Genomic DNA, 21992 nt, shown 5'->3' with positions numbered 1-21992 from the left:
TCTTGTCCGGGGGCGCGCCGTCAGGCGCCGTGTGCGCGCAGCTGCTCGAGCTCTACCCGCAGGGTGCTGCCAAGCTCGTCTTCCGCCACTTCAAACTGCTCGCCGCGACGCAGGTCCTTGACCGCCACCACGCCCCTGGCGGCCTCGTCGCCGCCGCGGATCACCACGAAGCGGATGCCCGCACGGTCGGCATACTGCAGCTGCTTGGCCAGCTTGCGCGGCTCCATCTGCGTTTCCACGTTCAGGCCGGCGGCGCGCAGGCGCTGCGACAGGGCCAGCGCGTGCTCGAGGCCGTCATCGTCGAGCAGCACGACCAGCGCGTCCACGGTGCTTTCGGCGGTACCCACCAGGCCGGCCTCGCGCAGCTGCCAGAACAACCGCGTCAGGCCGATGGAAATGCCGACGCCGGGCAATGTCGACTTCGTGTAGTGGCTGGCGAGGTCGTCGTAGCGGCCGCCGGAGCAGATCGAGCCGATGTCCGGGTGCGCGTCCAGCGTGGTCTCGTAGACCATGCCGGTGTAGTAATCGAGGCCGCGCGCGATCGACAGGTTGATGGCGTAGCGCGACTCGGGCACGCCCATGGACTTGAGCATGCCGAGCAGCGCACGCAGCTCGTTGCGGCCTTCTTCGAAGAGCTGCGTGCCGGCGCCGAGCGCGTCCAGCCGCGCCAGCGCATCGTCGTGCCCGGAAGAGCGCACGCGCGAGAACTCCAGCAGCCGGTCCGCGACCTCGGGAGCAAGGCCGAAGGCTTCGCCCACCAGGGTCGCGCGCACCGCGTCTTCCCCGCGCTTGTCGAGCTTGTCGATCTCGCGCAGCACCAGCGGCTGCGCCTCGTCGCCGATGCCCTGGCCCGCGAAGAAGCCGCGCAGCAGCTTGCGGTGGTTGAGCTGGATCGTGAACTCGCCGATGCCCAGGGCCTCGAACACGGCGTTGATCACCGCCGGCACCTCGGCCTCGAAGCGCGGCGACAGCGTGTCCTTGCCGATCACGTCGATGTCGCACTGGTAGAACTCGCGGAAGCGGCCGCGCTGGGCGCGCTCGCCGCGGTAGACGCGCTGCATCTGGTAGCGGCGGAACGGGAACGCGAGATCGTGTTCATGCTCGGCGACGTAACGCGCCAGCGGCACGGTCAGGTCGAAGCGCAGCGCCATTTCCGGCCGCCCCTGGTCTTCCCCGCCCTCCCGGGCTTTCTCGAGCGCGCCCGTGGACTGCACGAAATAGACCTGGCGCTCGGTCTCGCCCCCGGTCTTGGTCAGCAGCACGTCGGAGAGCTCGAACACCGGCGTTTCCACCGGCAGGAAGCCGTAGGCCTCGAAGGTGCGACGGATGGTGTCGAGCATGCGCTGGAAGGCGACCTGCTCGCGCGGGAGCAGTTCAAGGACGCCCGGGGGCGTGCGGGGCTTGATCAAAGCGGGTCTCCGGTTCGGACCATGGCCGGGTGGCCCGCCATTCTAGCGGCTGCGGCCGGGCTTCCCGGGTCCGCGAGCCGGAGTACTTGCCCTTCCTGCCCCTGAGTCCCTAAAATACGCAGCTCACCTGTCGGGGTGTAGCTCAGCCTGGTAGAGCGCTACGTTCGGGACGTAGAAGTCGCAGGTTCAAATCCTGTCTCCCCGACCACTGGTGAATGGCCAGAAGGCTCCGAAAACCGCGAAATCGCGGGAATTTCGGGGCCTTTTTGCTGTCCGGGCCTGCAAGTCTGAGGAGCCCTCGCTCTCCCCCAGCAGGCGGGATCCCGGGCTGCAGGCGTCAAGACGGCCGGACGGCATCTCCTGGTTTGTCACGCACCCTTTCGAGCCAAGCCGCCTGAACACCCGCCCGCCGAGGCACCCAGCCAACGAAGCGGGCCGCCTTTACAGACCGGCCGATGATCGGGCACGCACGTACTGCTGCCTGTCGCCTTGCCGCCCTGCCCTCGTATCCACGTTCACGCAGATGCGATCGCCGCAAACGATGGCATCGGACGCGTGGAATGCCCGCACGACGGGGATGGCGTTCTCGTAACGCACCAGCTCGTCCTTCGCGCGGGTGAGTTCGCGCTGGTAGTAGCCCAGGACGCCCCAGCCAACGACCGCAAGCAACAGACCCACACCCACGAGACCGGCATACCAGGTCCATACCGTCCTGCTGGCACTGTGCAACTGTGTGGCTGCGGAACTCATCACGCTGCCGTACTCGGCCGCTACCGGGAGCAGTGCCGCCCTGGCTTCGTCGGTGATCCGTGTCTGGGCACCGCTGACGATGGCGTTCAGTTGTTGGTGGAGTCGCGCCGCTGCGTCCTGCAGGGTCTGCAGATTGCCGTCTACAGCTGTCCGCAGAACTGCATCGCGCTGCTCGATACGGGCCAGCAGCGTGGATGTTGCCCTGAGCACCTGGCTCAACTCGCGTTCGTGGGACATCGGCATTCCCTTCTCAACAGTGGGACAGCACAGGCGCCTGAACGTCTCGGACCATCTCCGGCTGCCGGCGTTCCGATGCCTGCTCGGCAGTCAGTGTCTCGCGCCCCTGCGCGAGCAAGGCCTGCATATCCGGTGATCGCGCGATCTCGGCACAGACGCGGGAAATGGCGCCGTCGTCATCGACGCGCAATGCAGTCATCAGCCGATCGAGTTGTGGATCGCAGGAAGGGAACGCCTGCGCGCGACGTTGGTTAATGGCTGGCTCCATATCCACCGGTAGTTTGGAACGATGATCCGGGTGGTCGGGATGCCCCGGCGCATTCGGTGCCTTGCGGTCGACAGGAGGAAAGCGCCCACCCTCCGTGTGGTCCAGCCGGTCGATCTCGCGGGTGCGGAGCGGCGGAGCAAATCGCAGCGTGGCCGGATCGATGCTTCCGGTTTGTGGAATGCCGTGGGCGCGCTGGAAGTCCAGCAACGGACCCTGCATGCCTAGCCTGTAAACGCCATCCAGATCCAGCGGCCTCCCGCTTGCCGCGCGGTAACCCTCCCCATCCATGACCATCTGGAGATCACGGATACGGACGGAAGACTCGCCCAGGCGGAGCGTGCCGTCATCGACTACGGCGCGCGCCTGGACGTTCTCCCGATGCTCGGCCTCCATCGGAAGTCTGCCGCTGGTCAGGTCATCGATATAATTTCGGAACTGCTGGTAATAGCGGGTGTCCATTTCCATATGAACATGGATGGGACCGGTCCCCACGTTGTCCTGGACGCCGAGCGCCTGACCATATTCCACCCGATCGCCCGGATTCACACGGATATCACTCATGTGACGGAAGCGTGCGATCACCTCTCCACCCGGCTTATCGAGGACATCCACCAGCCCTTCGCGGTCACGCCGTGCACCTGCAAACCCCGCCACGGGAGAAGGAACATCGACGCTGCGTCCGAGCCGAGTTGATGGGTCGTGATCAGGACGTGACAGGATGAGGTCTTTCTTGAGCAACACTTGGTCCGGCCCGAGGTCATAATCCCGGAACTCTCCGCGAGTAGTTCGCCGCGGAATCTCGATCTCTTCCAGTCGCCCGTCGATATACGCATGGACACGTCCTTTCTGACCGGCAACAAATACGCCGTTCTCCATTCTCGCTGCGCGGTTGTCCCCTGGATGGTGAAGAACCATGCTGTCAAATCCGGTAACGGACTCGTTCCGCTGAACTCCGCGGCCGTGAATCTGGACCTCCGCCCCACTGGGGTCCCGCGGGGGACCCAGTTGCTGGACGCGATAAGTCGTCGGCGCCGTGGGCGCGGTCTCCTGCGAAGTCATAGCGTTTCCCGGATGCAGTTGACGAAGAACTGGCACGATATCGGCCGGCGTCAATCATCTTCGTAATAGGGCGCTTCATACTCTCGCCATGCTCGACATTCGTCCGGCCATCGGCAGCCCTTGAACGCGTCCAACGTCCAGTCCTTGGTCAGGTACCAGCAGCTTTCGCGCTGGGTGAATGTCGTGATGCGGCCGGGCGTGTCGACAGCGTATTCGATGTCGGACACTTTCCGGATACTCAGTTCGGTGACCGGATTCGGGACGTGCTGCCCGTCTTTATCAAGACCAGTCCATTGCTGGCCCGGACGGAGCCTGGAGCTGTCCGAGATGAAGGCCTGCACATGAGGATCGTAGCGATAGCGGTCGTGTACCGGTCCTTCCCGCTCGAACGTCTCCCATTGCGGGTTGCCGGGGTCGCCAGGCTCAGTATTGTGATAATCGTAAAATGGAACCTTGTAACGCACGGGCTTGGCCGTGAACCTGACCTGCAGGTCTCCGCTGTTGAAGAACGCACGGATGAATTCGTCGAAGTCCAGCGAAGGACAGGCCACCTCACCGGTCAATGGCGCATGGACGCGACCGGGCATCATCGGTGGCAGATCGGCATCGGGCGTCGCCGCGGGGGCCGGGGTGCCTGGTTCGACCGATGCGGGAGACTGCCCAAGTGGGGCCAAGGCTTCCGGCGGCGTGGTCACCGCGCCGCCTTCACCACCGCAGGCGACAAGTGGAGCGAGGAGCAGGATGGCCCATGCAGCCACGCGAAGTCTTCTTATGCTCATATCCGTTCCTTCGGAGCCCGGAATCACTGGCGTAGGTATCTTGTACCACTGGTGATCCTGACGACTTTCCCGTGGCACCGCTGTAGGAAGTTTCCTGTCCTCTCTGTCAGCGGTCGGCCGGCACCACGTTGATAAGCCGGGCCTCGCGGATCGAAGATGCCGGCTTCGTACAGCAGACACATCGGGATCGCCGGCATCAGCTGCGAGATCACGTCCGGGGGCTTCCGCATTCCGTCGTCATGAGTGCCCCAGCCGTCTCGCTGGTATCGCTGCCCGGCATGGGCATGGCGCATTCCTGATGAAGTGAACGAGGGACTGGGACAACGTCGAGGGCGGCGACAACCAGTTCCTAAAGGGGGGCTTCATACAGCAGCTCATATGGGTTTGCCGTGAACCTGACCTGCAGTTTCCGCTATTGAAGAACGCACGGGAGAGTTCGTTGAAGTCCAGCGACGGACAAGCCACCTCGCCGGTCGATGGCGCATGGACGCAGCCGGGCATCATCAGCAGGTTGGCATCGTGCGTCGCCGCGGAGCCCGAGGTGTCTGATGCGACCGACGAGGGAGACTGCCTAAGTGAGGCCGCGGCTTCCAGCGGCTGGGTCGTCGCGCTTCCATCGTCGCCACAGGCCACGATTGGCGCGAGGAGCAGGATGGCCCATGCGGCCACGCGAAGTCATATCCGTTCGTTCGAAAGCCAGAATCGCCGGCGCAGACATCTCGGGCCACCGATGATCCTGATTCCTGCGGCAACGCTGCAACGTCTCGACCACGCGGTCCGCAGCAGCGCGGATGTCGATCCTGGTGGAGTTGGTGGGATGGGGATTGGTTATGGCGATGTTCTCCCCTGCTCCAGGGACTCGATGTGGTCAAGATAGCGGTCGGCATGCTTGTCATAGCCGGTGACGCAGACGTGCCCGCTGGAACGTACGGTCCGGCAGGGCCAGAGCGCCGGGGGCACCGTTTCGCGCAACTCGAAGCGTTCCCCGGTCCAGACCAGGAACCCGAAATGCGCAGAGTGGTCGCGCCAATCCTGGTCCTCAAACGCACGCGGATCGGAAGCCGGCATGGGAGGTGGATCGTAGTCGCCCTCCTGCACCGCTCTGAGTACCCAACGCAGCACCGGCACGTACACCAATCGAGTGACGTCCATCTGCACATCCGCATCCAGGGCATCGTCTTCCCGGTCGAGATAGCGGCCGTAACGACGGTGTTCCGCCGGGGCCAGGTTTGGCGCGAGGGGCGCGAGTTCTCGGGTCACGTCCTCCGGCGCACCGCCCTTGCGGACGCGGTATATCCTGAACTCGCGCAGGTAAGTGTGGTCAGGATGGCATTTGTCTTCGAAGGGGTCGTCAGGATTCCGCCACAGACCATCGCAACGCGGACCGTAAACAAGATACACCGTGGTATCCGGATCCGGGCCTTCGAAGGAGCGCAACCAGAACGGGCTGAAGTGGTGGATGGTTGCCACGAAGTCGGGGCGCTGGCCCAAACCGCGTACTGCCTTGAAATTCTGCCTGGCACGTGCAGCTTCGTCGCGCTCCACGTCCGTGAGAAAAGGGTGGCCTTCCGGGATATTTCGCAGAAACCAGGCCAAATGTTCTGGCAACTGCCCGGCGCAGGCAGTGTCCCCCAAGGGTGGATCGGTAATCGCCCCACTCCCGCATTCCGCTCCCATGGCCTTCTCCACCGCAAACCATTCCACAGCGTCGTCCTTCCATGCCAGCGGCGAAGTGGGGATATCCGCATATGCCAGATCCCCGGGCGCGCCGAACGTCTCCGCCGGCACAGCCGGTTCGCAGGCTGTCAAAAGTGCTGCGAGCGTGGTCAAGGCTGCGAGGAGTCTAGGGGGCATGTCACAACTTCCTGTCGAGCGACGAATCCATGGCACGGAGCGCACCACACGCCCCTGCGGTCTCGTGACGCTGCGAATGGCAGTCTAGCGAGAAAGAGTGGATTCCGTCCCTGCTAGGGATGTAGGACTTCTCCGGATTCCAAGCTGGAAGCTGCAACTCAGGTGGTAACCCCCGCAGGCCCTCGTCCCCGGCATCTGGCGCCGGCACCCGTCTCGACGAGCCCCCGTCACCAAGTCAGATAGCCGGCCCTGCAGAGCGGCATGGCGCAATCCGCGCCGCGACTTGCCCGCTACACACCACTCCCCAACAGGTACACGGCCCTTCTTGCTGCGCTATTGGTTCTCATCCTGAGCGGCCTCGGCATGGTCCGCGATGCCCACTCCGCAACGCCTTCGGCCATCCCTTCGACCCGGTTGAACCCACGAAGCCAGCCGGTCGCGCTCCCAACGGCAGTGCACGGAGTGTGGCATCGGCATGATGTCGCGGGCCGCGCACAATGTGAAAGATACCTTGCGCTACCCGAAGACATCGGTGAAACCGACGAAGGGTGGATGTCGATGGTTGGAAGCATCGTGATCACGCCGACGCTGATCCACGAGCATTCCGAATATGGCGAAGGCAATTTCAACGTGGTCAAGGAAATCGCGGATCTCGGCGATGGCTCCTGGCTGGTCTCGGTACAAGTCGGCTTCGACTTCATACCAGCCGCCGACGACGACCTTGGCGTTGACACATACCGTTTGGATCTCCAGCAACGGATACTCCGTTGGGAGCCCAGAAGATTCGAAGGGGAGCATGAACCAGGCTACTTCAGATGCGGAGATCTGCGTGCAGATCTTCAATACGAGTGAAAAGAAATCCGTGTCGCACCGTTGCGTGATCCTTCAATCCATTCCACCATCGGGACGCGAAGTTCCCGGTTGAAGACTTCGGCAGGCCATGCTGCAATGCGCCGGAGGACAGGATGTCGGATCCTGCTCCACAGGCTCGTCAGAACCTGAAGATGACCCCCTGAAACCGGTCGCCGTGCCGGTTTTCTGCTTTCTGCGCCTCTCGGCGCTTGGACACCCTGCATGTCGGCCTCCCCTACCCACGCCGGCGGTACTGCTGCCCGCGGCTGGCTCCTGGCGCTCGTGGGCATCACGCTGGCCGCCTTCAACCTGCGCACTGCGGTCACCTCGATCACGCCGCTGCTCGACGTGGTCGGCCGCGAGTTCGGCTTCGGCGCCACCATGGCCGGCTTCATCGGCATGCTGCCGGCGGCCGCGTTCGCGGCCTTCGGCGCCGCCACCCCTGCCCTTGCGCGCCGCATCGGACTCGAACGCACCGTGCTGCTGGCGATGGCACTCGCCGCCGTCGGCCTGGTGCTGCGTTCGCTGGCCGGCGGCATGGGCCTGCTGGTCGCCGGCTCGCTGGTTTCGCTGGCCGGCATGGGCATCGGCAACGTGGTGCTGCCACCGCTGGTGAAGCGCTGGTTCCCCCACCGCATCGGCATGCTGAGCGTGGTCTACATCACTGCGCTGCAGGCGGGCACGATCATGGCCGCGCTGCTGGCGGTGCCGCTGGCGAACGCCTTCGGCTGGCGCCTGTCGATGGGCGCGTGGGCGCTGACGGCGCTGGTGGCGATGCTGCCGTGGCTGGCGCTGCTGCGCCGGGGAACGGATGCGGCACCGGCGGCAGGCAACGGCGACGACATCCCCGCCGCGGGCGCCACCGATCTCGAATCCACGCCCGCGTCGCGCAGCCGCGTCTGGCACACCTCGCTGGGCTGGGGCATGGCGCTGATGTTCGGCATGACCTCGCTGGCCACCTACGCGATGTTCACCTGGATGCCGCGCATCTTCACCGACGCCGGTGCCTCGCCGGCCTTCGGCGGCGCAATGGTGGCGCTGTACACCGGCTTCAGCCTGCTCGGAGGCCTGGTTGTTCCGGCGCTGGCCGTGCGCATGCCCAACACGTTCGTGCTCGCGCTTGGCTGCGCCGCGGCGCAGTTCGCCGGGTTCGCCGGCCTGTGGCTGGCGCCGATGTCGGCGCCGTGGCTGTGGGCCACCCTGGTCGGCATCGGTGGCTGCACCTTCCCGCTCGGCCTGACCCTGATCAACCTGCGCACGCGCACGCCGACCGGCTCGGCGGCGCTGTCGGGCTTCACCCAAGGCGTGGGCTACTCGCTGGCCTGCCTCGGACCGCTGCTGTTCGGCATCCTCAAGGACGCGACCGGCGGCCTGGCCTGGCCGTTCGCGATGCTGGCCGCGAGCGTGGTGCTGATGCTGGCGGGTGCCTGGCAGGCGTGCCAGCCGCGCTATCTTGAAGACATCCGATAAGCGGCCAGACACGCGGACATCGGCGCTCCGGAACGACGGCAATCGTTGACGCATTCCGACACTTCGAAACACTGGCTATGACGACCTGCACGGATCGCCGCCCGAGCCGGCAAAGCTCAACGGAAAGACGCGATATCGACGGTCGAATGCTTGCCCACCAGGGCGGCGTCGCCCGCCAGCCACTCCTGGGTCCGGCTGCGGCCATGGTCACGCAGGGTTTCGAGGAACGGCAGGCTCGTGGTCGACTTCGAGTCGTCGTCGAGCTGCGCCATCAGCTCGTCGTCGGCGATGAGGTGCAGGCGCTTGCGGCGCACCGGATGCTCCTTGACCAGCCAGGGCACGACCGAGCGGCGCATGAACTCGCGCATGCGGATCAGGCTGCGCATCTCGGCAAGAAAGGCGGCATTGAACGCCAGCGCCTGCGAGCGGTCGCGGATCTCGGACGCGGTGCGCGGCGTGTCGCCGTGCGTGGCCGGACTCAGCAGCACCATCAGCACGTCCTCCACCCGGCACTCGGCCAGCAGCGGCAGCACCGGCGGGTTGGCCGCGAAGGCGCCATCCCAGTAGGGTTCACCGTCGATTTCCACCGCCTTGTACAGCGCCGGCAGGCAGGCCGAGGCCAGCACTGCATCCGTGCTCATTTCCGGGGTGCGGAACAGCCGCAGGCGACCGGTGTTGGCATGGGTGGCGGCAATGAACAGGTCGAAGCGGCGCTGCGCACGCAGGCGCTCGAAATCGACCTGCGCTTCGACGATGCCGCGCAGCGGGTCGTAGCCCAAGGGGTTGAACTGCGCCGGCGCGAGGAAGCCACTCCACTGCAGCATCAGGGCGGCCATCGGCGAGGGCCGGCCATCGCTGGTCCCGGAGCCGGCGTGCAACAGCGATCCACTCCCGCCGACCGCGCTCCAGAAGCGGGCCAGGGCTTCACGTGCGCCATCGCGGCCGCCTTCAAGCAGGCCATGCGCAAGCACCACGGCGTTCATCGCGCCGGCACTGGTGCCGCTGGCACCGCGCAGGTCGAAGCGGCCGTCCTCGAGCAGGGCGTCGAGCACGCCCCAGGTGAATGCTCCGTGGGCGCCGCCGCCTTGCAGCGCGAGGCTGAGAGGCCGGGCTGCGGTGCGCTTCCGCCGCTTCGACGTGGCTTGGCTCACCGCCTGGTCATCCGGGTCCGCATGCGGGCATTGTCACGCGGATATGTCGTCAGCGCGAACACGCGCAGGGGCCAGCATGAGCGCGCGCCGGGATCAGGAAATGGCCAGCGCCTGCAGCCGTGCGCGCAGCGCGTCCAGGCGCAGTCCGCCCGACGCACCCGGCGACACCCGCGCCGCCAGGCTGGCAGCCGGATCGCCCTCCGCCCAGCGCGCCGGATCGGCAGCCTGCCGATAGGCATCGCGGAACGGAATGCCTTCGCGCGCCATGTCGACGGCCAGGTCGGTCGCATACATCGACGGCTCCAGCGCGGCGCGCATGCGCTCCGTGTCCCAGTCGAGGTTGCGCAGCAGGTCGGGCAGCAGCGCCAGCGCCTGCAGGCCCTTGCCGAAACCATGGAACAGCGCGCCCTTCGACAGCTGCAAATCGCGGTGGTAGCCGGAGGGCAGCGAGAGGAGTTGTTCGATCTCGCAGCGCGCGGCGGCCACGCTGGCATAGGTCGCGCGCATCAGCTCGATGACGTCGGGATTGCGCTTGTTGGGCATGATCGAGCTGCCGGTGGTGTACTGCGCCGGGAGCTTCACGAAGCCGAATTCGCCGGCGGTGAACAGGCTCAGGTCCCAGGCCAGGCGGCGCAGGTCGAGCATCGCGCTGGACAGCGCTTCGATCGCCGCCATCTCGAACTTGCCGCGCGACAGCTGGGCATAGGTCGCCGCCACCTGCATGCGGCCGAAGCCGAGCGCGGCGGTGGTGTGCTCGCGGTCCAGCGGCAGGTTCACGCCGTAGCCGGCAGCGCTGCCGAGCGGGTTGGCGTCGATCCAGGCAAGCGTGTCGCGGGCGCGCACGGCGTTGTCGATGAACGCCTCGGCCCAGGCCGCCCACCACATGCCGAGCGACGAAACCACCGCGCGCTGCAGGTGGGTGTAGCCCGGCAGGGGCACGTCGGCTTCGGCCTGCGCGCGGTCCAGCGCGATGCCGGCGGCCTCCACGCACAGCGCGTGCGTGCGCGCCAGCTTCTCCTTCAGCCACAGCCGCGTGGCCACCAGCACCTGGTCGTTGCGGCTGCGCCCGGTGTGGATGCGGCGGCCGGCATCGCCCAGGCGTTCGGTCAGCCGCGCCTCGATCGCCGAGTGGCCGTCCTCGTAGCGCGCGTCGAGCACGAAGCGGCCGTCGCTGAAATCCGTGGCCAGCGCATCGAGTTCGCGCGCGATGCCGGCGAGCTCGTCCCCAGTGAGGATGCCGATGCGCTGCAGGCCCTCGGCGTGCGCGCGGCTGGCCTGGATGTCGTGCAGGAAGAAGTCGCGGTCCAGCACCACGTCGTCGCCGGCCAGGAAGGCCTGGATGTCGGCATCGACGGTGACGCCGGGTTTCTGCCACAGGAGGTCGGACATGGTGCGTGCTCTCCGGAACGTGGGGTGTCGCTTCTGTGGGAGCGGCTATAGCCGCGATTGCAACATCCTGGAGGAATCCGATCGCAGCTATAGCTGCTCCCACAGGGATTGGGTCGCAGCTATAGCTGCTCCTACAGGGGGTGGGATAGTGGTTGGGACAGCGGGTGTGATGGGACGCTGTCCGTGGCGGCCGCGGCATCCAGCGGAATGCCAAGGACCTCTTCGAAACCGAAGGCAAGGTTGAGGTTCTGCAGCGCCTGCGTGGCGGCGCCCTTGAGCAGGTTGTCGAGCGTGGCCACCACCACCAGCCTGCGGCCGTCGGCGGACAGCGTGAAGCCGCCGATCTCGACGCCGTGGCGGCCGGCGATGTGGCTCACCCAGGGCGCGTCGCCGGTGACGCGCAGCAGGGGCTCGTCACGATAGCGTTCACGGTAGCGCGCCTCCACCGCATCGCGATGCATCGGCGCGCGCAGGTGCATGTTCGCCGTCAGGGTGATGCCACGAAAGTGCGGCGCGACGTGCGGCATGAACTCCACCGGCGTGCCGAGGTGGCGCGTGACCTCGCGCTCGTGCAGGTGGTCGACGAGTGCGTAGGGCATGAGGTTGTCACGGAGTTTGTCGGCATCGTTGCGGTCCGACGGGGTGGTGCCCGCGCCGGAGTAACCGGAGACGCCGAAGCACTGCACCGGACCTTCGACCAGGTCGTGCACAGGCGCGATGGCGAGCTGCATGGCGCTGGCATAGCAGCCGGGGTTGGCGATGCGGCGCTGTCCTGCATAGGTGTCGCGGGTCAGCTCCGGAAGGCCGTAGTACCAGCCGTCGTTGAAGCGATGGTCGGCGGACAGATCGACGATTACAGGCTCTGCGTCGGATGCTGCCAGCGATGCGACGCAGGCGTCGGACTTGCCGTTGGGCAGCGCCAGCACCCACGCATCGAGCGCGAGGCTTCCGAGTTCGTCGTGCGCGAGGCTGGCATAGCGCAGCCCGCCCTGGAAGCCGGGCACGTGGTCGGCCACGCGCTGGCCATCGAGTTCGCGCGAAGACACCGCCGCCAGCTCGAAGCCCGGGTGCGCAGCGAGCAGGCGGATCAGCTCTGCGCCGGTGTGGCCTCGCGCGCCGACGATACCAACGGTCCTAGCCATGGCTTGCCTCCTGCCTGTCAGCGAGTGTCGCCGGACGCTGGGCGCAGTGCGCGACCGCGCGCTCGATCATCGGGAACCCGTCCATGCCGTACCAGAATACCTTCCACGGCCCTTGCTTCAGGCAGCCATCGGATTCGGCGTAGTAGAAGGCATTCGCGCCGTTGCTGTTGCGCGAGCGCCAGAACAGCGTCGGCGTCTCTTCGTGCATCACCTGCCAGACCGCGCGCCCCAGGCCTTCGCCCTGGGCGTCGTCGAGCACCGCGAACTTGTCGAGGTAAGGCACGCCGTCGACCTCGGTCAGGATCACCGCGGTGCGGTAGTTCTCGCTCACGTAGGCCCGCAGCAGCGGCGTGCGCTCGAAGTAGTCCGGCAGCAGCGCACGCCCGAAGGCCGACTCGATCAGCGCACGCAGGCGTGGCAGGTCCAGCGAGTCCCAGGCCGTCGCGCGCAGCACGCGCTCGCCCCGCCGCACCAGCGTGCCCGACCCCTTGTGCGTGAACAGCTCGCGCGCCAGCTGGTCGGGCCGCGTGATCGACACCGACGATGAATGCGGCAGCGCCATCAGCAGATCGTGGATCTGCTCGATCTTCACGCGCATGCCCGAATGCAGCCAGGGCTGCGCCATCAGCTCCGCGTACTCGGTGCTGAGGTTGATCGAGTCGATCACCTTGTCGTCGGGACCAAGCAGGCCGCCGGTCCCGGTGAGGAACACGATCTTGTACGGCTGCAGGGTCTTGATCAGCTCGTTCGCGGCCCAGTCGGCGTTGACGTTGACGATCTGCCCGTCGGCGGTTTCGCCCAGCGAAGTGATTACAGGAATCGACCCGGCCTTGATCGCCGCGCCGATGCCATCGGTATCCACGCGCGCGACCTGCCCCACAAGCCCATAGCGGGCCTGATCGAGGAAGGCACACTCGAACACGCCCGACTGGATCGACGTCGCGCGCACGCCCTCGACCTGCAGCGCCTCCACCAGCCGCAGGTTCTGCTGCCGCATCACCCGCCGCACGATCGCCAGCCCCGCGGCATCGGTGTAGCGCAGGTTGTCGACGGTCCGCTTCTCGATCCCGGCCTCGCGCATGGCCTCGTCCAGCTGCGGTCCCGCGCCATGCACCACGATCGGGGTCAGCCCGACCTGCTGCAGGAACGCCAGCGACGACGTCAGCGCATCCAGGTCGTCGCGCAGCACAGCGCCCCCGACCTTCACCACCGCGAAGCGCTTCGCATCCAGCTGCGAAAACCGCTTCAGGTACTGGCTGATCTCTTTCGCGCTGCCCATCCCCGACAACAGTCGAACAATGGTCTGGCGGGTCTGTACGTGTGCTTGCATGGGTTGCTGCTTCGTGAGGTCTGGATGGAGAGGGGGAAGAGCTTTTTGCCACGCATTTGCGCGGATAAGCGCGGATAGAGCAAAAGCTTTTTCTGCCACGGATTGGCGCGGATTACGCGGATTACGCGGATTTTGCTGAGGCAAGTTCGAAGCGGGAATCCTTGTTGGAAAAAATGCGTTGTGGAGAAGGGCGCGGTGATCCAGCTGGCCTCGCTCTGATCCGCGTTATCCGCGCCAATCCGTGGCAAAGAACGCTTCCATTTTTCTGCCTTTGCTCTATCCGCGCTTATCCGCGTAAATCCGTGGCTGAAATGCCCTTGCCTTCAATGATCCGCGCCACCGCCGCGGCATAGGTACGCAGCTGGTCAAGCGCGACCCATTCGTCGGCGGTGTGGGCCTGGGCGATGTGGCCGGGGCCGAAGACGATGGCGTCGAAGCCGGCGGCGGAGAAGAGCGAGGCTTCGGTCCAGAAGTCGACCGCGGGGCCGATAGGCAGCCCGAGGTCGTCGGCGAGGTCGCGTGCCGCCAGGCGGCGCTCCTCGGCGCTGGCGGTGTCGCCGGCGGGCAGCGAGGGGCCGTGGAAGGTGGCGGCGTAGTCGCTGCATTCGGCTGCGAGCGCGGCGAAACGCGCGTGCAGGTCGTCGACGTCATGCGAGGGCAACGGGCGGAAGCCGAAGCGGACTTCGGCCGCGGGCGCGATGACATTCGCCTTGATGCCGCCCTCGACGCGACCGATGTTGAAGCGCAGGCCGGTCAGGCCGCCGAAGCGCTGGTGCGCCTCGGCTTCGGCCAGAGCCAGCGCGTCGACGCCCCAGCGCATCGCCTTGTGCACGGCGCTCGCCGACAGCGCCTGGGCTCCGGATGCGTGACCCGCCTCGCCGTGGAAGCGCAGTTGCACCGCGGCGATGCCGCGATGCGCGAGCACGGCCTCACAGCCGGTGGGCTCGGCCACCAGCACCTGGCGGAAACCGTGGTCGCTGGCCAGGAAGGCGGCGATGCAGCGCGGGTCATTGGCCTCTTCGTCGCTGCTGAACAGGAAGGCGGCATCGCCCGGCACCGCCTGGGCGGCGGCGATCAGCGCGGCGGCCGCGCCCTTGATGTCGCAGGCGCCAAGGCCGATCGCGCGCCCGTCCGTCACCCGCAGCACGTGCGGGTCCGCGGTCCACGCCGGGGAGTCGGGCACGGTGTCGAGGTGCACGTTGAACAGCAATGACGGCTGGCCACGACGCGCGAACAGCGACACCGCGCCAGCGCCGTGGTCGGTCACGCTGACCTCGAAGTCCTGCAGCTGCGCGCGGATGTAATCGAAGATGCCGCCGGTATCGATCGCCCGCGGCGGATTCCGGGTGTCGAACGACACCAGCGCGGCCAGGTGCTCCAGGACCCTGTCAATCACGACGGGAACTCCAGTGGGAGCGGCTCACGACTTGTTGATCTCGGCCCACAGGGTGCTGCTCATTCCGAAGAGTTTGATGAAGCCCTCGGCCTCTTCCACGCCCCAGTCGGCGGACTGCGCGTAGGTGGCGCCGCTGGCGTTGAGGATGTGCGGGGATCGCACGGCCACCGCGTCGACGCGGCCGCCGCGGGTCTCGAGCATCACCTCGCCGTTGACCATGCGCTGCGACGAGGCCAGGAAGGCCTCGAGGTCGGTCTTCAGCGGGTCGTGGTAGAAGCCTTCGTACACCAGCTCGACCCACTTGCGGCCGACCTCGGGCTTGTAGCGGTTCTGCTGCTTGCTCAGTACCGCTTCTTCCAGCGCGCGATGCGCGGCCAGCAGCGCGGTCAGGCCGGGCGCCTCGTACACGATGCGGCCCTTCAGGCCGATGGTGGTGTCACCGGTATAGACCCCGCGGCCCACGCCGTAGGACGAAAACATGGTGTTCAACCGGCCCAGCAGCTGCGCGCCCGGCGTCTCTTCGCCATCGATCGCCACCGCTTCGCCACCGACGAAGCGCAGCCAGACCTGCAGCGGCTCGGACGGCCAGGCGCTGCGCGGCGCGCACCAGCCGCGGGCACCTTCGCCCGGTGCTTCCCAGCGATCGATCTCGCCGCCCGACAGGGTCACGCCCAGCAGGTTCTCGTTGATCGTGTAGCTCTTCTGCCGCGTCTGCACGCCGAAGCCGCGTTCCTCCAGGTAGGCCTGCTCGTAGGCGCGGGTCTGGGTGTGTTCCTTCTGGATCTCGCGGACCGGCGCCACGATGCGGTAGCCGCCCGACGCCTTCACCGCCAGGTCAAAGCGCACCTGGTCGTTGCCCATGCCGGTGCAGCCATGCGCGATCGCGTTCGTTCCCAGATCCCTCGCGCGTGCCAGTGCGGCGTCGACGATCAAGTAGCGGTCGGACACCAGCAGCGGGTACTGGCCCTGGTAGGCCTCGCCGGCCTGGACGAAGGGCTTCACGAAGCCGTCCCAGATCGCCGGGCCGCCATCGATGGTGACGTGGCTTGCAACGCCGAGCTCCGCGGCGCGCTTCTCGATCGCCTCGCGCTCGTCGGCGCCCACGCCGCCGGTATCGGCGAACACGGTGTGCACGGCCCAGCCGCGCTCCTTCAGCCACGGCACGCAGAAGCTGGTGTCGAGGCCGCCGGAAAAGGCGAGGACGATGTCTTTGGATTCGGAGGCGGAAGCAGCGTTCATTTCGGATCTCTGGATGGGGGGATGGTGGGTGGCCGTCAGGTGGGCCGTCAGTGCGCGCCAACCAGCGTGCGCATCACCGCCTTCTGCACGTGCAGCCGGTTTCCCGCCTCCTGCACGGCGATGCAACGCGGCGAATCCATCACCGCGTCGCTGGCCTTGACGTTGCGCCGCAGCGGCAGGCAGTGGCTGAAGACGCCGTCGCGGGTCAGCGCCATCTTGGCTTCGTCGACCATGAAGTGCTTGTACTGGTCGCGGATCGGCTGTTCCGGCGCCCAGTTGCCGAAGTACGGCAGCGCGCCCCAGCTCTTGGCATAGACCACGTCGGCGCCCGCGTAGGCGCTGTCGATGTCGTGGCTGACGCTCAGCGAGCCGCCGCTCTCGGCGACGTTGGCCTCGGCCCAGTCCATGTAGCGCTCGTCGAGGATGTACTCGGGCGTCGGACACAGCAGGGTCACGTCCATGCCCATGCGCGTGGCGATGGTCAGCGCCGAGTTGGCGACTGCGGTGTTGAGCGGCTTGGGGTGGTAGGTCCAGGTCAGCACGTACTTCTTTCCGCGCAGGTCGGCGCTGCCGAAGTGCTCCTGCAGCGCCAGCACATGCGCCAGCTCCTGGCAGGGATGGGTGATGGTTTCCATGTTGATCACCGGCACCGTTGCGTATTTCGCGAAGCCCTTGAGCACGCGGTCTTCGCGGTCGACCGACCAGTCGATGAACTTCGGGAAGGCGCGCACGCCGATCAGGTCGACGTACTGGCTCAGCACCCGCGCGACCTCGGCGATGTGCTCCTCGGTCTCGCCGTCCATCACCGTGCCCAGCTCGAACTCGATCGGCCAGGCATCCTTGCCCGGCTGCAGCACCACGGCGTGGCCGCCCAGCTGGAAGGCACCCAGCTCGAAGCTGGTGCGGGTGCGCATCGAGGGATTGAAGAACACCAGGGCGATGGACTTGCCCCTGAGCGCGTCGCCGATCGGCTCGCGCTTCATGCGCGCGGCGTCCGCGAGGACGGCGTCGAGCTGGGCGCGGGTCCAGTCCTGGGTGTTGAGGAAGTGCTGCGGTGCGGAGGTCATGGCGGAGTCCATGGAATCGAAAACGAAAAAACCCGGCTCGGGCCGGGCTTCTGAAGACGGAAAACAGGCGTTGTCCGGTCCTAACCCAGGGGAACGTGGGCTTCCGGTCGACGCGCGCGCGAGGTCATGCCAGCCGCCATGCGGGCGGAGGTGAGGAGACCATGGACGAGGGCGCGGACGTGCTGCATTGCGGCAATCTTCCCACGCGGCGGAGCGGCCCGCAAGCGGTCCGCACGGCCCGTCATTCGACGTTGCCCCCCGCCACCACGGGGGTCACGGCCACCTTCACCCGCAGCCGGTTGCCGGGATCGTTCGGCAGCCGCGAGCGGTATTTGACGCCACGGACCAGGTAATCGACGTCATAGGCGATCGGCCGGCGGAACTCGCGCTCCACCGGCACCATCCGGCAATCGTCGTCGACCTCGCCGTCGCCGACGACCTCGCGCGCGCTGTCGTTGCGATTGGGCGTAAGCACGTCGCGGACGGCGCCCACGACGCGGGACAGGCCGCGCCGTTCCTCGCCTTCCTCGGGGCCGACCATGCTCGACTGCTCGCAGCGCTCGATCACGCTCGTGGCGCGCAGGGTCTGGTAGACCGGCTCGGCGCGCAGGACCTGGGCGTATTCGTAGCGCACGTTCTCGGCCTGGATCACCGTGTGCTGGGCCCACGCGGGCGCCGCCGCGAGCGCAGGCGCGAGCAGCAGCGGCAGCCACCGGGTCGTGGGCGGGAAGGAGTGCATGCGATCCGCGAGTGTAGGCGCTGGCAGCGGCCAACGGCTGAATCGTGGCTGTCACGACGCCCCGCCGGTAGAATCGATGGCCTGCCGACGGCCTTCGAAATGACCCTCAGACTCTTCAACAGCCTCACCCGCCGGGTCGAGGACTTCCAGCCCCGCGACCCTGCGCGCACCACGATGTACGTCTGTGGACCCACGGTCTACAACTACGTGCACATCGGCAACGCGCGCGGGCCGGTGGTGTTCGACGTGCTGGCCGGCCTGCTGCGCCGCCGCTTCGGCCCCCTGGCCTACGCCCGCAACATCACCGACGTCGACGACAAGATCAACGCCGCCGCCGCCGAACAGGGCGTGCCGATTTCGGCCATCACCGACCGCTTCGCCGCCGCCTACCGCGAGGACATGGCGGCGCTGGGCGTGGCGCCCCCGGACATCGAGCCCGAGGCCACCGCGCACATCACGCAGATCGTGGCGATGATCGAGCGCCTGGTCGAACGCGGCCACGCCTATGCCGCCGAGGACCATGTGCTGTTCGCGGTCGGAAGCTTCGATGGTTACGGCAAGCTTTCGCGCCGCGAGCTCGAGGACATGCTGGCCGGGGCGCGGGTCGAAGTGGCGCCGTACAAGCGCGACCCGGGCGACTTCGTGCTCTGGAAGCCGTCGACCGGCGACCTGCCCGGCTGGGCATCGCCCTGGGGCCATGGCCGGCCGGGCTGGCACATCGAATGCTCGGCGATGGCCGCCGCCCACCTGGGCGAGACCATCGACATCCACGCCGGCGGCGTCGACCTGCAGTTCCCGCACCATGAGAACGAGATCGCGCAGAGCGAATGCGCCCATGGCGGCGCAGTGTTCGCGCGCTTCTGGCTGCACAACGGCATGCTCAACTTCGGCGGCGCCAAGATGTCGAAGTCGGTGGGCAACATCGAAAAGGTGCACGACCTGGTGCGCCAACACCCACCCGAGGCGCTGCGCCACGCGCTGATGTCGGCGCATTACCGGCAGCCGCTGGAGTGGTCGGACGGCCTGGTCGAGCAGAGCGTGCGCACCCTGGACCGCCTCTACGGAACCCTGCGCGATGTCGACGCGCTGGTGCCGGCGGGCACGGCCCCGGACGCCGCGATTCCCGACGCGATCGAAGGCGCGCTCGACGACGACCTCAACACGCCACAGGCCCTGGCGGAGCTCGCGGCCATCGCCGGCAACGCACGCGTACTGCGCAACGCGATTGCACAGGGTGACGCGGCAGGTGACGGCCCGCTGCTGGCCCTGGCCACGCTCGGCGCCAGCCTGCGTGCCGGTGGCCGCGCCCTGGGCCTGCTACAACAGGGGCCAGCCGCCTGGTTCGGGCGCGGCACCTCCGGCGACGACGACACCCGCATCCAGGCGCTGGTCGAGGAACGCACCGCCGCCAAGCAGGCGCGCGACTTCGCCCGCGCCGACGCCATCCGCGACCAGCTCGCCCGCGAAGGCGTGATCCTGGAAGACACGCCCCAGGGCGTACGCTGGAAGCGAGGCTGAAACAATGGACGCCAGCACCCCCTTCCCGCTTGAATCCACGGCCGCCGAGGCCCAGGCCGCGATCCGCGACGAGTTCGCCTTCTTCGGCGACTGGTCCGAGCGCTACCAGTACCTGATCGACCTCGGGCGCAAGCTGCCGGACTTCCCGGATGACTTCCGCACCGAGGCGCACCGCCTGCACGGTTGCCAGTCGATGGTCTGGATCGTGCCCACGGGCGACGCCGACCGCATGGACTTCGCCGCCGCCAGCGACTCCGCCATCGTGTCGGGCCTGGTCTACCTCGCACTGCGCGTGTACTCCGGACGCAGCGCGCGCGAGATCCTCGACAACGACCCGTCCTATATCGCCGACATCGGGCTGGCCAAGCACCTGTCGCCCACCCGCAACAACGGCCTGGCGTCCCTGCTCACCTCCATCCGCGACGCGGCCCAGCGCGCGCTGGCGTGAACACGGCGGGGCCCGGCACCACGGCCGGCCCAGGCCAGGGAAGGCGTCCTCCTGCGCGACGCAGCGTCCCGTGCAAGCCCCCGGGCGCTGCCGTTACCCTGTGATTTCCCACGCCAGCGCCCGCCCACCACCATGACCACGCAGCCGGAAATCCGCCCCAGCCACGTCCGCGGGGACACCTCGCAACCGCTGCTGCGCGAGACCGTCGGCGGCATGCTGGCGCGGATCGCGCGCACCTGGCCCGAGGGGTCGGCACTGGTGGTGCCGCCGCAGGGCGTGCGCTGGACCTGGCGCGAGTTCGACGACGCCGTCAGCCGCCTGGCGGCCGGACTCCTGGCGCTGGGCCTGGAGCGCGGCGACCGCATCGGCATCTGGTCGCTCAACCGCGTGGAATGGGTGGTGCTGCAGTTCGCCAGCGCACGCGCGGGGCTGGTGATGGTCAACATCAATCCTGCCTACCGCACTCACGAGCTGGAGTACGCCCTCGCCCAGGTCGGCTGCAAGGCGCTGGTGCTGGTACGCGCCTACAAGACGTCGGACTACGTCGGGATGCTGCAGGAGGTGACGCCCGAACTCGGCGACGCCGCGCCGGGCGGGCTGCGCGCCGCGCGACTTCCCGACCTGCGCCATGTGATCGTGCTCGGCGACGGCGACGCGGTCCCCGGCGCCTGGCGCTTCGACGACATCGCCGGCTGCGATGATCCGGATGCGCATGCCCGGCTCGACGCGCTGCAGCCGCTGCTCGACCCGCACGATGCGATCAACATCCAGTTCACCTCGGGAACCACGGGCGAGCCCAAGGGCGCCACGCTCAGCCACCACAACGTGGTCAACAACGGGTTCTTCATCGGCGAGCGCATGGGCCTGACCGAAGACGACCGCCTGTGCATTCCGGTGCCCTTCTACCACTGCTTCGGCATGGTGCTGGGCAACATGGCCTGCGTGACCCACGGCAGCTGCATGGTGCTGCCCGGCGAGGGCTTCGATGCGCTGGCCACGCTGCAGGCGGTGCAGGAAGAACGCTGCACCGGCCTGCACGGGGTACCGACCATGTTCATCGCGATGCTCGACCACCCCCGCTTCGCCGAGTTCGACCTGTCCACGCTGCGCACCGGGATCATGGCCGGGTCCAACTGTCCGGTAGAACTCATGCGTCGGGTCATGGAACGGATGCACATGTCCGAGGTCACCATCTGCTACGGCATGACCGAAACCAGCCCGGTCAGCTTCCAGACCACGCACGACGATGCGCTCGAACGCCGCATCGACTCCGTCGGCCGCATCCATCCGCACGTCGAGGTGCGCATCGTCGATGGAGGCGGCAGCACCGTGCCCTGCGGCACGATCGGCGAACTGCTGACCCGCGGCTATTCGGTCATGCGCGGCTACTGGAACGACCCGGCGCGCACCGCCGAGGCGATCGACGGCGACGGCTGGATGCATACCGGCGACCTCGCCACCATCGACCAGGACGGCTACTGCCGCATCGTCGGCCGGCTCAAGGACATGCTGATCCGCGGCGGCGAGAACATCTATCCGCGCGAGATCGAGGAGTTCCTCCACACCCATCCCGGGATCGCCGACGTGCAGGTGTTCGGCGTGCCCGATGCCAAGTTCGGCGAGGAGGCCTGCGCCTGGATCCGCCGGGTCGACGGTGCCACCGTGGGCGCCGACGACATCCGCGCCTACTGCCGCGGCCGCATCGCCCACTACAAGATCCCGCGCTACATCGAGTTCGTCGACGGCTACCCGATGACGGTGTCGGGCAAGGTGCAGAAGCACCTCATGGCCTCGGAAATGGCAAAGCGGCTCGGCTGAGCGGCCACCGGACCGCCCAAAGAGAAAGCCCCGCATCAGCGGGGCTTTCCGGTCTACAACTGTCCAGCACGCAGCGG

Annotated in this window: 18 protein-coding genes, 1 tRNA gene and 1 pseudogene; 6 read left to right on the top strand and 14 right to left on the bottom strand. The window is 67.3% G+C overall.

The annotated features are described in order from the left end of the window. Positions 1–20: 20 nt before the first annotated feature. On the bottom strand, positions 21–1409 hold the full coding sequence (hisS, locus tag ACW5E8_RS13190) for a histidine--tRNA ligase (protein ID WP_456965973.1): 1389 nt from the start codon (positions 1407–1409) through the stop codon (positions 21–23). A 131-nt stretch (positions 1410–1540) separates the two neighbouring features. On the opposite strand from hisS, the gene ACW5E8_RS13185 reads away from it, so the two are divergent. Beyond that, positions 1541–1617: transfer RNA gene (locus ACW5E8_RS13185), tRNA-Pro, on the top strand. Positions 1618–1850: 233 nt separating this feature from the next. On the opposite strand, the gene ACW5E8_RS13180 is transcribed toward ACW5E8_RS13185, so the two are convergent. The 5 genes and pseudogenes from ACW5E8_RS13180 to ACW5E8_RS13160 all read right to left on the bottom strand — a co-directional run bounded on the left by ACW5E8_RS13180 (position 1851) and on the right by ACW5E8_RS13160 (position 6332). After that, positions 1851–2396 carry a hypothetical protein gene (locus ACW5E8_RS13180; RefSeq protein WP_456965972.1) on the bottom strand — a complete coding sequence of 182 codons (546 nt, stop codon included), beginning with the start codon at positions 2394–2396 and terminating at the stop codon, positions 1851–1853. 13 nt (positions 2397–2409) lie between these two features. Continuing rightward, the gene (locus tag ACW5E8_RS13175; protein ID WP_456965971.1) at positions 2410–3540 is read right to left on the bottom strand and encodes a peptidoglycan-binding protein; all 1131 of its coding nucleotides are present in this window, start codon (positions 3538–3540) and stop codon (positions 2410–2412) included. A gap of 233 nt (positions 3541–3773) precedes the next feature. Next, positions 3774–4481, bottom strand: a complete 708-nt coding sequence (locus ACW5E8_RS13170) for a hypothetical protein (RefSeq protein WP_456965970.1) — start codon at positions 4479–4481, stop codon at positions 3774–3776. A gap of 155 nt (positions 4482–4636) precedes the next feature. Further along, positions 4637–4723 (bottom strand): annotated as a pseudogene (locus ACW5E8_RS13165) (twin-arginine translocase subunit TatC); the annotation flags it as partial. Between the two features lie 607 nt (positions 4724–5330). After that, positions 5331–6332 carry a hypothetical protein gene (locus ACW5E8_RS13160; RefSeq protein WP_456965969.1) on the bottom strand — a complete coding sequence of 334 codons (1002 nt, stop codon included), beginning with the start codon at positions 6330–6332 and terminating at the stop codon, positions 5331–5333. 285 nt (positions 6333–6617) lie between these two features. Here ACW5E8_RS13160 and ACW5E8_RS13155 point away from each other — a divergent pair, with 285 nt between their 5' ends. Together ACW5E8_RS13155 and ACW5E8_RS13150 are read left to right on the top strand one after the other, a co-directional pair. Then, on the top strand, positions 6618–7208 hold the full coding sequence (locus tag ACW5E8_RS13155) for a hypothetical protein (protein WP_456965968.1): 591 nt from the start codon (positions 6618–6620) through the stop codon (positions 7206–7208). A gap of 222 nt (positions 7209–7430) precedes the next feature. Continuing rightward, positions 7431–8678, top strand: a complete 1248-nt coding sequence (locus tag ACW5E8_RS13150; protein WP_456965967.1) for an MFS transporter — start codon at positions 7431–7433, stop codon at positions 8676–8678. Positions 8679–8794: 116 nt separating this feature from the next. Here ACW5E8_RS13150 and ACW5E8_RS13145 read toward each other — a convergent pair whose 3' ends face one another. The 8 genes from ACW5E8_RS13145 to ACW5E8_RS13110 all read right to left on the bottom strand — a co-directional run bounded on the left by ACW5E8_RS13145 (position 8795) and on the right by ACW5E8_RS13110 (position 18131). Next, positions 8795–9829 (bottom strand): patatin-like phospholipase family protein, encoded by a 1035-nt coding sequence (locus ACW5E8_RS13145; protein ID WP_456965966.1) that lies wholly within the window; start codon positions 9827–9829, stop codon positions 8795–8797. Positions 9830–9922: 93 nt separating this feature from the next. Further along, a complete protein-coding gene (argH, locus tag ACW5E8_RS13140) occupies positions 9923–11218 on the bottom strand; it encodes an argininosuccinate lyase (protein ID WP_456965965.1) in 1296 nt (431 codons plus the stop codon). Between the two features lie 131 nt (positions 11219–11349). Next, complete coding sequence (gene argC, locus ACW5E8_RS13135) at positions 11350–12360, bottom strand: N-acetyl-gamma-glutamyl-phosphate reductase (RefSeq protein ID WP_456965964.1); 1011 nt, start codon at positions 12358–12360, stop codon at positions 11350–11352. Beyond that, entirely contained in the window at positions 12353–13690 is a 1338-nt protein-coding gene (locus ACW5E8_RS13130; protein ID WP_456965963.1) for an acetylglutamate kinase, read from the bottom strand. The genes argC and ACW5E8_RS13130 overlap by 8 nt, the downstream gene beginning before the upstream one ends. A 286-nt stretch (positions 13691–13976) precedes the next feature. Continuing rightward, on the bottom strand, positions 13977–15086 hold the full coding sequence (locus ACW5E8_RS13125; RefSeq protein WP_456965962.1) for an acetylornithine deacetylase: 1110 nt from the start codon (positions 15084–15086) through the stop codon (positions 13977–13979). 24 nt (positions 15087–15110) lie between these two features. Continuing rightward, on the bottom strand, positions 15111–16325 hold the full coding sequence (locus tag ACW5E8_RS13120) for an argininosuccinate synthase (protein ID WP_456965961.1): 1215 nt from the start codon (positions 16323–16325) through the stop codon (positions 15111–15113). A 47-nt stretch (positions 16326–16372) separates the two neighbouring features. Further along, positions 16373–17392, bottom strand: a complete 1020-nt coding sequence (locus ACW5E8_RS13115; protein WP_456965960.1) for an N-acetylornithine carbamoyltransferase — start codon at positions 17390–17392, stop codon at positions 16373–16375. Between the two features lie 241 nt (positions 17393–17633). After that, the gene (locus ACW5E8_RS13110) at positions 17634–18131 is read right to left on the bottom strand and encodes a hypothetical protein (protein ID WP_456965959.1); all 498 of its coding nucleotides are present in this window, start codon (positions 18129–18131) and stop codon (positions 17634–17636) included. A gap of 99 nt (positions 18132–18230) precedes the next feature. Between ACW5E8_RS13110 and cysS the strand changes: the two genes are divergently transcribed. From cysS to ACW5E8_RS13095, 3 genes are all read left to right on the top strand, one after another. Continuing rightward, positions 18231–19649 (top strand): cysteine--tRNA ligase, encoded by a 1419-nt coding sequence (gene cysS, locus ACW5E8_RS13105; protein WP_456965958.1) that lies wholly within the window; start codon positions 18231–18233, stop codon positions 19647–19649. A gap of 4 nt (positions 19650–19653) precedes the next feature. Then, a complete protein-coding gene (locus ACW5E8_RS13100) occupies positions 19654–20097 on the top strand; it encodes a SufE family protein (RefSeq protein ID WP_456965957.1) in 444 nt (147 codons plus the stop codon). A gap of 132 nt (positions 20098–20229) precedes the next feature. Beyond that, the gene (locus tag ACW5E8_RS13095) at positions 20230–21915 is read left to right on the top strand and encodes an AMP-binding protein (protein ID WP_456965956.1); all 1686 of its coding nucleotides are present in this window, start codon (positions 20230–20232) and stop codon (positions 21913–21915) included. The last annotated feature ends 77 nt before the right edge of the window (positions 21916–21992 follow it).

This window comes from Luteimonas sp. A649, assembly GCF_054072735.1.
Note: the sequence above shows the minus strand (reverse complement) of the source record. Positions and strands in the feature narration are given on the sequence as shown.